Here is an 11476-nt window from a genome sequence, read left to right as displayed (position 1 = left end):
AGATGATCGGAGCGAGATAGAGGGAAGGCCCGACCCTATCCGATGCCGCTCGCCCTTCCCGTCGAACAGCCGACGTTCCGCGCAGCGAAAAATAAGAGATCAGACAAATCGCGCGGAACCGCGGAGGCCCTGTTTCGTTTGATGCGCCAGTTCGAGGAAAGTGGCGTGAATTCATACTTCTGCATCGTTAACATGCCCGGGGTCCCGGCGCGGGAGATTTGCGTTCTGGACGCCGCAGACGATGCTTCTGCGATCAAGGCCCTGGATGCGGTCGAAGCCCTCTGGATCGGCTTCGACACCATCTGTCTCTATCAAGGCGAGCGCTTCATCAAGGTGCTCAGCAATCCGGCGCTCGGCTTTCCCCGGGATGGTCTGGCCCTGCCGCACGACCTGGATCAGGCCGCCTGACGGGGTGCGCGATCGCGGTGCGGTCGAACATCCGGGGCTCCGCCGCCGGGCGGGGGTTGGCGGAAACACGGTCAGGAGTCTCGGCCCGCCGGCGGCTCACCCTGCATGGACGCACGGGAGCCTTTTCGGCAGGGCGCTTTCAGGCCTGACCAAGGATATCGACGTCAAGGACGGTCCCGGATGAAAGCCGCCCTTCTCCAAACCGACAAGCACAGCGCCGGGCGGCAGGCGGCCGCTGCTAGAATGGGGCGAGCTCAGGGGCGATTGCGGCAGGGCCGTCCTTCAGCCTTGGCCTGAATCTCGTTCCAGTAAACGGCCTTGCCCAACAGCCTCGCGCGGGCGCCTGGGTTACGCTCCGCCAGGGCCTCTGTCAGGAAGGCATCGACCTTCTCAAGTAGCGGGTTTGTCGGATCCCTCGGCACGGGAGCCTCCGAATAAGGGGTTTGGTTCATGGGGTGCTGAACCAACCCCGCCCTTTATGTTCGGTTCCCGACACACCTGAGGCGGCGGTCGGCCAAGACGGACTTTCGATAGTCACGCTCAGATCACCTGGAGCGAATGCCGGGAGGTCGCCTCGGCGAGGAGCGACGCCGCAACCGTCCATCGGCGCCAGGCCCGTTCCGTCGGCTTTCACCGGTTGTCGGGCCGCCAATCATGATCCTCGGCGGCCGGACTGTAAGGAACTCGCCACGACTTGCCCCGCTTGAACAGTTTCACGGAGGAGACAGAAGCATGCCTACCGAACGCACTATTCAACACCCGGACGGTTCCGTCGAACGGACCACCACAACAGATGGCCCGCCCGTCGTCGCCGAGAGAAGGGGCGGCGGCATGGGCGCGGTCGTCGCTCTCATTCTCGGCCTGCTCGTGGTCGGCGTCATCGCCTACTTCCTGCTCAATATGAGTCAGAGCGAAAGGGTGGAATCGGACGCTATCGCGGGGGCCGCCGAGAGCGTCGGCGCCGCCGCAGAGAATGTCGGCGAGGCGGCTCAGTCTGCGGTCCCGGCCGCCAACTAGCACCGCCGCCGCGTCACCTTGGACCGGCTTTCGATCCCGGCGTTGGCAGGGCCGGGCCGTGGCCTTGAGGCCGCTGAGATTCCAACCTGCCCGGCGGTCGGCCGCGCGCCCGTCCGGCGCGCGGCCTTCTCGGGCCTAGCGTTATTCCGCTGCGACGGCGCAGCCGTCCTGCTTCTCCTCCAAGCCAGAGACAGTCGTATCGATCCGGGCCGCCCCCGTCGCTTCGACTTCCGCCGCTGGCCCGGCGGGCGGCGAAACGCGAAGGATTACGGGCAGCCAGCGGCGTCCCTCCACCAGACGCTCCGCCGCATCGGCCATGTCGCCCTTCTTGAAGCCGACGATCCGCCCAGCCTCTTCCGGGCCGACCGCCTCCGTCACGGCCTCCAACACCCGCGCCTTGGAGACGCGCGAGAAATAGCTGGCGGCGGTGGCCGACCATGTCCTCGTCATGTCCAGTCCGACCGCCGTCGCAAGCCTCTCGGCCTGGGCCCATGCCCCGGGTCGGCGGTCATGGGGATCGCGAACGGCGAGAAGGCCGACGCCCGCACAGCAGGCGAGCAGGTCGAGGAGGTCGGAGCGGCCCATCGACGCCATCACCGCCCACAGGTCAGCGGCCCCCTCCGGCAGCCGCGCGCCCCAGGCCTCGAGGCGGTCGGCCACGCGTCGCCCGGCAGGGCCGTCCCCCACCCCCGGCGCATGACGTTCCAGCCCTCCGACCGACAGGCGAAGTTGCAGGGGCGTGAAGTCGCCGTAGCCGGGATAGAAGACCTGCAAGGCCATGGCGTGGACCACCGTCGCGAGGGCGGCGGCGACATCGGCCTGAACCGCATCCCTCAGGCCCATGGTCTTGTGGGCCGTCAGGTCCATCAAGAGGCGCTCTGAAAGGGGCGCCGGTTCTTCGTTGCGTTCCGCCTCATCGGTTCTGGAACCTGGGCGGTCGTCCTCGGGACCGCCGCGCCCGCCGCTGCTCTCGACCTCGCCTTTCCCGGCCTCCTCCTCCCAGGGCGGGGGCGGCGCCGAGGCGGCGTCCTCGGCCCGGACCAGACCGCGCTCGAAGCGGGCCAGACCGTCATGGCCCAGCATGACCATGACCCCGGACCGCGCCCTGGCCTCAGGTGTGTAGTCATAGTCCGGTCCATAGGCCTGCAAGGCCTTGTCGATGGCTTCGAGCCGGGCGTCGATCTCGGGCGGCAGAAGCTCCACCGCATCGGCCTCCGAAATGAGCCGGTCGTATTCCTCCGAAAGCGCCGCCATCTCCGCGACCTCCGCCTCGGACCGGACCACCGCCACCGGATAGACCCGCCCGAAGTCCGCCGCCTCCGAAAACTCGGTGCAGACCCCGGCCCATTTCCAGCCCTCGCGCTGGCGCGCGTCCTCGGCCAGCCCCGTCAGCTTCTCGGCGACCAGCCGGTCCAGCAGGATCGGGTCTTCCAGCCAGCCGCCGCCGTCGTCGGTGAAGAGGTCGCGCAGCACCGCGCCGCCCTCGGCCTCATAGGCCTCAAGCCCCACGAAACCGACGCGCCGGTCGTCGGCGCGGACCTTGGCCTCGGTCATGGCGCGACGAATGGCGTAGACGGAGGGATAGGGTCCCATCTGCGTCATCACCTGACGCTGTCGGTCCTGATCCTCGCTGACGCAGAAGGCGGTCAGAATGTCGAGGGTGATCGTCCCCTCGCGATAGGCGTCCATCAGTTCCGGCGCCGCCGCGCCCAGTCGCAGGCGCTGCCGCACCACATGGGCCGAGACCCCGAAACGCACGCCGATCTCCTCCGGGCCGAAACCCCTGTCTTGCGCCAGCCTGCGGAAGGCTTCGAACTGGTCGGCGGGATGCATGGCTTCGCGGGTGATGTTTTCATCGAGGCTGATCTCGTGGGCGTCGTTCTCGGTATCCACCGTCACCCTGACCGGATGGGTGCGCTTGATCGCCTTTCTCTTGGACAACAGCCGCAGAGCCTGCCGCCTCCCCTCCCCGATGGTGACGAGATAGTTTCCGGTCGCGGCGCCGTCCGCCGCGCGCTCGATCTCGACCACGGGCGGCTGCAACACCCCCTTGGCCCTGATCGAGGCCGCCAGCGCCTCAATGGCCGCTTCGGAATGTTTCACCTTCCGGGCGTTTCTCGGCGACGCCTTTAGCCTGTTGAGCGGAACCACGATCTCCGCGCCGTGTCCCGGCTCCTGATCCTTTCCTACAGCGGCGGCGCCAGCCGCCGCTGTAGTGAGGGCTCGGGGGAATTGAGCAGTCATGTCTGCCTCCTTTGGGCAAGGGTTGCAGGCACGCGAAAGGCGCGCCTGAAACCCTGCCCGTCGGCGAGACCGGGGTAGCAAGGGCCAGGGCGGATCGGCCGGAGGGGGATCACCCGGCCTGCACAAGCTCACAGGTGTCGAAATGGCTCGGAGAGGATGCGGCGCGGAAGGCTGGGGAGACCGGCCGATCCGGCGGCGCAGCCGCTTTACCCTGACCCGCGCGAGGGCGGAGCCCTTAGCGCTCTTCGCCTCTTCGGACCCTCCTTAAGTTGGTTTCGCGGGTCGTGGTTCAGCCAGGGCGGCGGGCAGAGCGTGATCGCCTCTGGTCGCGTCAGTCCACAAAGCGACGGGGCGAAGCGTCTTTCGAGAACCGTTTGCGGATCACTCAAGCCGCCGACGTCGTCCTACGCGGGGTCCCACGGGGAGGCCTGCCGCCTCATAGGCTTCAGCTATGGACCCGAACAGACTCCTGATCCGGCCATCGCCTGGAATCCCTGGCGACGCCTTGATCAGCTTGAGCGAGATGCGTCCATGTTGCTTGTGGAGAGCGCGCAGCGCCTCGATGGTCTGTTCGCGGTCAAGCGGCGTCCCGTCCGGGTTCAACCCCCGACGATACCCCGTGTAGCGAAAGCCGACGCGCTCATAGGCGGCTTTCATGGAGCCGAAGCGGCTGCGGTAGACCGTGGGCGAGGCCATGTTCTCAGTCTGGGCTATCGCCTCAAGCGTGGGTCGCCGACGCGCCAGAAGACAACCCAGTTCGCGCACCATTTCTTCTTCAGTCTTGCCGTGACCTCGCTTCAGAGCGCCCATCCGCTCCTGGGCCGCGACAAAGGTGTCCACGTCCACAATGGGTTCAAGAACCCGGACGTAGGTCCATTGCGAGCGATCGACGGCAAAGGTCCGCTTTCCCAGCTCGACCCTGGACTTCCCGTAGGCCTGGAAGCCGACAACCAACTCCCGTCTGAGTATCTTCTGTATGCGATCACCGTTCCAGGGCGTTCGGTCACGCCACATCACCCCTTCATGTGTGAGAAGTCTCGCGATCCCTGCCTGACTGCGGGCCTCATGTACGAAGAGCTCGAAAATTCGCTGTATGACTGCGAGTTCTTCCGGCGGGCCCCAGATGTAGCGGACCTCCTGGTCGGGGCGCGACTTCCATTGTCCGTCCTGAAGGATGGGTCCCGCGCTCCCGTCCGCGTTCACCACCTGCCGCCGAAAGCCGTACACGGCGCCGCCGCCCAGGGCGCGTCCTCGGGCCGCCTTCGCCCGGCGCCCGGCGCGAACCTTGGCGGACAGGTCCCGGCTGTACTCTCCCGCCATGACCCGTTTGAGCTGCTTGAAGACCGAGCCGAAGCTGTCGTCTGCGAAGAGCTCCGCGCAATAGATCACGGAGAGCCCTGCCTCCCGGCACAGGAATTCGTAATGCGCGGCCTCATCGGCGTCCTGAAACCGGCCCCACCGACTGACGTCGAAGACGAGGATGGTCGAAAACGGAGCCCTCCCTGACAGAACCTCCGACAGGAGGCGCTGGAGGCCGGGGCGTCTGTCGACGCTTACGCCGCTTTTTCCCGCATCCTCGTATGTGCGGACGATCTCGATCCCGCGGCTTTCCGCGAAGCTCGCGATATAGGCGCGCTGATTTCCCAGGGAGTAGCGCTGGTGGTCTGTCGACATGCGCAGGTATTGCGCCGCGAGCGCTGGCTTTCGCTCAGCACGGGGGAGATCTGGAGACAGGACGACGGCGCCGTCGGCGTCGCGCCCGAAATGGCGTCTCAGCCGCGCGGGAAGATCATCCATGCCGAAAGGCGGTTCTTCCTCCATCACAGGCCCGCCGCGCGACAGGCGGCTGTGACCGTGCCGAACCTCTTTCGGATCAGCCCGATCGATGGAAGCCGACGATCCGCCTGAATCAGGGAGACGTTCACCCTCCCCTTGTCTCCATGCAGTCGACGCAGACCCTCGAGAATGGCTGCCCGCGAGAGGGGCGTTCCGTCCGGCGCCGCGCCGCGCGAAACGGGCGGCTTGACATAGCCTGCCAACCGCGCAGCCTCCGCCAGGGTGCCGAAACGCGACATGTACCGTCTCGCGCTCGGGATTTCGGGACAGGCGTCGATCAGGGCGGCGGAAAGCCTTCCCTCCTTATCCAGGAGCGCTCTCAGCCCGGAAACCAGTTCCTCCCGGGTATGGCCGTATCGGCCGTCGAGCGTTCGAAATCGCGCCTGAGCCGCCTCGAACATCTCCTCCGACACGATCCCCTCGAAGATCCGGACTTCTCCCCAGCGCCCCCTGTCCTTCTCCGGGCCACGGACGCCCAATACGGTACGGGAACGGCCGTAGTGTTGCAGTCCTTTCGATAGCGGGTCGCGAAGGATCCTGCCGATGCGCCTGCGCGTCCAGCGCGATCCATCCGTCCACAAGACCCCCTCGTCGGACAGGATCGATGCGATCTCCGCCATCGACCTGCCGCCTTCGACGAACATCTGGAAAATGCGCCGTACAGTCTGAGACCGCTCTCCCGTCGCAGGGACAAGGCGCAGGGATTGAAGCGGATGAGAGCGAAACTCGCCGCATTGCAGAACGGGTCCGATCGCACCGTCAGCTTCGATTATCTGCCGGTCCACCAGATACCGGGGCCATGCCCCCGGAGCGCGCCCCGCCTCCGCAGCCCGCCGCTTCCCTCTGCGTGTCCTGTCCGAAATCTGCCGGACATAGTCCGCCGCCATCACGCGCTTGACCTGCTTGGCGAGTTGCCCCGGAGGGCCGATCGCCACCAGATCGCGACAATAGGTTACCGAGACGCCGTGACTTCGGCAGACGAACTCGTAGTGAGCCGCCTCGTCAGGGTCCTGAAAGCGGCCCCATCGACTGATGTCGAGAACCAGGACACGGGCGAAGTTCGCCCTCCCCGTGACCACGTCGAAGAGAAGCCGGCTCAAGCCCGACCGCTTCTCCAAGGTCGTGCCGCTCTTCCCGACGTCTTCGTAAACCGCGACGATGTCGCAGCCCTGGCTCCGGGCGTAGCGCTCGAGCTCTCTTCGCTGAAGCGCCAGGGAAGTGGGCTGTCGCACCGTCGAGACCCTGAGATAGGCCGCCGCCCGACGATCAACCGGCTCCGGGCTCGCCTCCATCCGCGCCGGCCGAATCCGCCGAACCACCCAGTCGTCGACATGGGCCGAATACTCCAGCGTCGGGCGTTCTTCCATTCGAGCCACTCCATCCTTCGGGGACAGGGGACGTCCAGGCGCGCGGACACCCCGGCCTGCAGACCTCAGCGCCACAGCGGACGCGCCTAGCCTGTCTCATCCGCCGTCATTCCAGAAGACGAATTTCCGTGACGCCTGTCACTCGGCGGCGATGATTACGAATAGGCCTTTGCATTCCGCCATGTCCCAGTCTCGCCATCGCAGCTGCGCCGCGCCGCGAGGCGTGTGCAGAAGGTTGTCCCCGGGACGGAACGGTCAAAACCAGGGGGCGTTGGTCGGAAGTCGAATGATCGGCGTGGAGGCGTCGAGATCACCTCCGTCAACAAACTTCAAAGGGACCGCTCCATGCTTCGCTGGGCCATCATCTTCTTCATCGTCGCCCTGGTCGCGGCCGTTCTCGGCTTCGGCGGCATCTCGGGCATGTCGTTCGAGATCGCCAAATTCATCGCCATCATCGCCGTCATCCTGTTCGTGGTTTCGCTGGTCGTCGGGGGCATGCGCGGACGCGGTCCGCGAATCTGACGCCCTGCTTCAGTCGCGCCGCCCAAGAGGCCCTGGCCCGTCGCCGGGGCCTTTTTCATGTCCGCGGCCCGGCGTCAGGGCGCGTCCGGCCGGGGTTCCCGGCCCGCATCCAAACTTATCGTGAACCGCCGCCGTAGGAACGCCCGTTTCCATGGCCGCTTCACTTTCTGCAACCTTCAGGGAGAAACGACATGACCGACGTTCAGCCGAACCCGGAACGCGAACAGGATCCGGAGACCAACACCCCCCAGCCGGATGAAAATCCGCAACAGCGCGAACACCTGCGCGAGCAGACCCAGCGCCAGCCAGGCAAGGAAGATCCGGCGCCCGCGTCTGGGGGAGAAGGAGCTGCCGGCGCAGGCGGCCCGGACGGATTTGGTACGGGAAGCTGAGGAGAGCCCTTATGACCGATACCCGACCCGTTGCGGGCACGCGGGCCGATGCCGGCCCAAACGACGATCCTCAGGAACACGACAGCCTTCGGTCGCAAGCAAGACGGGAGACGTCCAAAGCGGAGGGCGAAGACCCGGATGAGGGCCGTCGCCCCTCCATGACCCCTCCCATTGCAAACCCGGACTGAGGAGATGGACATAACTGAATCCGGACGCGACCCCGACCGCGATCCGACCCGTCCCCAGCCCGGCAAGGTGGATGAGAGTGGTCTGGGCCAGGGCGAAGACAGCCTCCAGAAACAGGCGGCGCGCGAAACCACCCTGGGCCAGAGCGGCGACAAGAGGGCCGCCGACTTCCTTTCGGACGAAAACGGAAATCTGACGAAGATACAGGCCGACGCCGTTCCGGAAGGGGATCCTCAGGAACAGCAGCGCGGCAAGGGGCAGCAGGTCCCCTCCTGATCCCGGCGTTCTCGATGCGGTTAGGGGTCAAGGTCGAGGACAGTAGCAAGGAAACCTCCGGCCTTGGCCGCCGTGGAGGGTCGGGAGAAGCGTTCCGAAGACGGACCCCTTTCCCAGGCCGCAAACTTCAGCGGTAAAAGGCGGCCCGGTGTTGCGCGGGGTTTGGCTGAGCGCGACACCGGGCCGACCTGCATTTCCTGCCGGAAGTGCGACGAGGGAACCGGCCAAAACCAGCCAGGGTCCCTGTGTTCACAACAGGACTGTCACGCCCAAAGGGCCGATCAAGGTGAGCAGGATCTGGCGGCGTCGCCGGGCCGTCATTCGAGCAAGAGGGCTTCGTAGTCAGCCAGGACGAATGACCTGACGCCGCAGGCGCGGGCCGCGGCGATCGCGGCTGAAAGTTCGATGCGCCATTGCTCGCATTGGCGAAGGCTTGGGTTCGCCCGCGCCTGAAGGCGCAGCGCGTCCAGCGGATCCAGGAAGTTCGACGGGTCCAAGGCTTCTCCCCAAGAAGACGGCATATATACACCAGACTGAAGCGGGGCGACATGTCCCCTCACGCCGGCCAAGCGCCGCCGCTCCACCCTCTCACAATCTGAACCGAAGACCTCCCCACGAGCATCATGAGCGACACGACTTCGTGCGCCTGCTTCAGCGCGCCTTCGGCCTAGCCGAAAACGGCTGGGCCGGGCGCGATACGTAAGCCATGTTGCGCGAGCTGGCTGAGCTGGCAGGCGCCCAAGTCGAACATGAGCGAACCATTTCGTAGCAACGGCGGCGGTGCGCCGCCGTGGACGATAGTGAGAACTACTGCACGCCGGTCACTTGGGCGGCGTAGGCCTGACGAAGGTGGAATGCGAACGTCCGCTTTCGACCCATTGCGGACATTGGCTTGGGGAGGTGTGACTCCAAAATAGCAAGGCGGGGGAGCAGGGCTGAGCGTTCAAGTTACAGCGGTTGTCGATCGGTAGGGTTCACGATAGCTTCCTTTCAGAAGCAATTATGGGTGGGCGGCGATGACCGACGTGCACGTAGTTGATGATGTGGTGGTGAGAGGTCAGAGGCGGCCAGCAGGCGTGCCGGACCCGTTTCCGGCGCTTGGCGATCTGGTTTGGCCAGCTTGGGTGGTCGAGAGGGGCGAGCATGAACCGGGGGCGTTCAATCCCTGCATGGCACCCCAAATGCGACGTGAATGGAACCGCGATGCTGCTGCTGCATCAGCAGTTCAAGAATTGGAGCAGTTCGCAGCAAATAATCCTCCCTCGGCACCTATGAGCGATCGAGGGTTTTGGGCTCGGGAGTATGGTACGGTCTTGTGGGAGCTTCCCAATGGGATGGTTGTCCGCGGCCCCATGACTTGGGGGGAGCATACTTTCTGACAGGCTAGCGCGGAAGCAGAAGGGCGTTCTGGTGTTGAGCTCGATTGGACGCCGCCAGCGCCGGGTGCGGTGCCTATCGGAACCATTCACACGCATCCTTCAGGTGGTCACATCCCGTCTGGGCGTCCAAATCAACCAGGATATGATGATTTCGGCGTGCTTACTTATACCCAGGATATGCGAGCGTATTATGGGGCGGCGTCCACTAAGAATGCGGCCCGCCTCTATATTGCCGCGTACCCACTTGGGCAAGCGGGGCAACCTGTAGTTCCGCAGATCAATGTCTATGATTACAGGAACATTGATGAGGCTGTAACGGGTAACTACACGGGGCCGGAAGTGAATCCATCGGGGTCGCCATGCCCGGCGCAATGATTTTCGCAGTTGTTAGTGCATTTTTTGCCATAGGGCCTGACGATATCGGCTATAATTCTAGCCGATCACAGGCACCTGACGGTCTTTTGTTTCAAGCTGGGTATGCCGTACACGGCAACGGAACTTGGGCTACCGAGTTTTATATAAGGCAGAAGGATAGCCAGCCGAGTGAATGGGTCGTTCGGAGAGGGCTCGTTACCCCAACCGGGCGCGAGCAAGTTTCATGGATCACCAGTTCCTCTTGCCCTATCGTTGCAGAGGTAGCGCTCAGTCTCAATCGGGTAGCCCTTGGATCCGTTTGGATGCCGGAGATCGCAGATCGACCACGCATGTTTGTCTTTCCCCAACTGTCTGGTCCTCCCACTGAAGCTGACGGATATAGCCTGTGGGGTAGCTCCATTCAGGGGGACGGCATCGCCCAGTTCCGCGTAGACGCTACGACGGGAACTTCCTCTGACTGGGTCAAAGCGGCGGATCGAGCGCTCGAATCTTGTTGGACGGAGATTGATCACAGCTGAAGTTCTGGGTGCCCGCCTAATGGCGGAGTAACCCCCAGAAGCCCTGCCTCTTCGTGGGCGCAGCCAGCAATAGACGTCCGGCTTGGATTCGGATCGATACAGATGGTGCTCGAGATGGGCCCTCAAGGCTGGAAAACGGCGTGTAGCAATGCCCGCTTTCCACCCATAGCGGACATCGCTCAAACTGATAACTTAGTGGCGAATTCCAGTTCTGAAGGGGATGCCGCCCATATGTTGAGGGTGACCAAGGATCGGTTCAGGGTTTCCCAAGGGCTGGTGGAAACCTCAGCCCAACTAGCGTCTTTGAAGACGAATTCCTTTCGCCAGAAACGCTGCCCCTCGCGATCCTCGGAGCAACAGAGCCATAGGTTCCACTTCGATCCATCACGGTCGCTTGGATAAAATTGGATCAGGCATCGAGGGTTGTCGCCCCATGACAAACTGCGAGACGGAACGTCATGGTAGTTCTTGGAGACGGCAAGCTTGTTAGCCGACGCAAACGCATGAAGCTGGTCGTCTAAGGCAACCAAAGGCGCTTCCAACCTGCGCCATTCCTCAGTTTCAGGCCATTCGCCGTGTGAAGACATTTAGACAGCCTAGCAGCTACTCCCCCGGGAGTCCGCTTAGCCACCCTTTGCGGACTACAGCGTCGACCGCTTTCCGGCCTGGAAGCCAATGTCCGCTTCCGGCGCCTAAGCCCAAGACCGAAATCGACCCGTTGCGGACATCCATTCGGAAAAGCATCATCGGTAGATGTCAGCGCCAGATTACAACGACCCTAGGTCCAAACTTAAGCTGCGCTTTCGGCCGCTGCGCGGCTCAAGCACGCTTGTCTTGCTGCCTGCCGGACTGTCCATGCTCGCCGCGACTGTCTGCTTAATCGCATTTCTGGCCAGCTTTCTTCCCGGTGCCGAAGTTAGTGGAAGTCCGTTCTGGTTCCTCGCCGGAACGGCAAT

The 11476-nt window shown here is 64.2% G+C and carries 9 protein-coding genes; 5 read left to right on the top strand and 4 right to left on the bottom strand.

The genetic code is table 11. From position 1 onward, the window contains the following. The first annotated feature begins 42 nt into the window (after nucleotides 1–42). Together ACR9FL_RS02700 and ACR9FL_RS02695 are read left to right on the top strand one after the other, a co-directional pair. Nucleotides 43–408 carry a hypothetical protein gene (locus ACR9FL_RS02700; RefSeq protein WP_436357017.1) on the top strand — a complete coding sequence of 122 codons (366 nt, stop codon included), beginning with the start codon at nucleotides 43–45 and terminating at the stop codon, nucleotides 406–408. A gap of 732 nt (nucleotides 409–1140) precedes the next feature. Then, nucleotides 1141–1425, top strand: coding sequence for a hypothetical protein (locus tag ACR9FL_RS02695; protein ID WP_436357016.1), 285 nt, complete (start codon nucleotides 1141–1143; stop codon nucleotides 1423–1425). Nucleotides 1426–1566: 141 nt separating this feature from the next. Here the strand turns inward: ACR9FL_RS02695 and ACR9FL_RS02690 are convergent, their stop codons facing one another. The 3 genes from ACR9FL_RS02690 to ACR9FL_RS02680 form a co-directional block, all read right to left on the bottom strand. After that, entirely contained in the window at nucleotides 1567–3528 is a 1962-nt protein-coding gene (locus ACR9FL_RS02690; RefSeq protein WP_436357015.1) for a ParB N-terminal domain-containing protein, read from the bottom strand. A gap of 522 nt (nucleotides 3529–4050) precedes the next feature. After that, nucleotides 4051–5466, bottom strand: coding sequence for a recombinase family protein (locus ACR9FL_RS02685; RefSeq protein ID WP_436357012.1), 1416 nt, complete (start codon nucleotides 5464–5466; stop codon nucleotides 4051–4053). A 23-nt stretch (nucleotides 5467–5489) separates the two neighbouring features. Next, nucleotides 5490–6872 (bottom strand): recombinase family protein, encoded by a 1383-nt coding sequence (locus ACR9FL_RS02680; protein ID WP_436357011.1) that lies wholly within the window; start codon nucleotides 6870–6872, stop codon nucleotides 5490–5492. Nucleotides 6873–7217: 345 nt separating this feature from the next. Between ACR9FL_RS02680 and ACR9FL_RS02675 the strand changes: the two genes are divergently transcribed. From ACR9FL_RS02675 to ACR9FL_RS02665, 3 genes are all read left to right on the top strand, one after another. Beyond that, nucleotides 7218–7394 carry a DUF1328 domain-containing protein gene (locus tag ACR9FL_RS02675; protein WP_105562042.1) on the top strand — a complete coding sequence of 59 codons (177 nt, stop codon included), beginning with the start codon at nucleotides 7218–7220 and terminating at the stop codon, nucleotides 7392–7394. Between the two features lie 191 nt (nucleotides 7395–7585). Continuing rightward, nucleotides 7586–7786, top strand: coding sequence for a hypothetical protein (locus ACR9FL_RS02670; RefSeq protein ID WP_436357010.1), 201 nt, complete (start codon nucleotides 7586–7588; stop codon nucleotides 7784–7786). A gap of 192 nt (nucleotides 7787–7978) precedes the next feature. Beyond that, nucleotides 7979–8248: a hypothetical protein gene (locus tag ACR9FL_RS02665; protein WP_436357008.1), complete on the top strand. Its 270-nt coding sequence runs from the start codon at nucleotides 7979–7981 to the stop codon at nucleotides 8246–8248. Nucleotides 8249–8565: 317 nt separating this feature from the next. On the opposite strand, the gene ACR9FL_RS02660 is transcribed toward ACR9FL_RS02665, so the two are convergent. After that, on the bottom strand, nucleotides 8566–8745 hold the full coding sequence (locus ACR9FL_RS02660) for a hypothetical protein (protein ID WP_436357007.1): 180 nt from the start codon (nucleotides 8743–8745) through the stop codon (nucleotides 8566–8568). Nucleotides 8746–11476: the final 2731 nt, after the last annotated feature.

This window comes from Brevundimonas sp. CEF1 (assembly GCF_051353055.1).
Classification (GTDB): domain Bacteria; phylum Pseudomonadota; class Alphaproteobacteria; order Caulobacterales; family Caulobacteraceae; genus Brevundimonas.
This window is presented reverse-complemented; position numbering and strand designations above follow the sequence as displayed.

Bases quoted from the DNA above. Each gene is read 5' to 3' on its own strand.
- ACR9FL_RS02700 (WP_436357017.1), top strand. From the start codon at position 43: ATGCCGCTCGCCCTTCCCGTCGAACAGCCGACGTTCCGCGCAGCGAAA.
- ACR9FL_RS02695 (WP_436357016.1), top strand. From the start codon at position 1,141: ATGCCTACCGAACGCACTATTCAACACCCGGACGGTTCCGTCGAACGG.
- ACR9FL_RS02685 (WP_436357012.1), bottom strand. From the start codon at position 5,466: ATGGATGATCTTCCCGCGCGGCTGAGACGCCATTTCGGGCGCGACGCC.
- ACR9FL_RS02680 (WP_436357011.1), bottom strand. From the start codon at position 6,872: ATGGAAGAACGCCCGACGCTGGAGTATTCGGCCCATGTCGACGACTGG.
- ACR9FL_RS02675 (WP_105562042.1), top strand. From the start codon at position 7,218: ATGCTTCGCTGGGCCATCATCTTCTTCATCGTCGCCCTGGTCGCGGCC.
- ACR9FL_RS02670 (WP_436357010.1), top strand. From the start codon at position 7,586: ATGACCGACGTTCAGCCGAACCCGGAACGCGAACAGGATCCGGAGACC.
- ACR9FL_RS02665 (WP_436357008.1), top strand. From the start codon at position 7,979: ATGGACATAACTGAATCCGGACGCGACCCCGACCGCGATCCGACCCGT.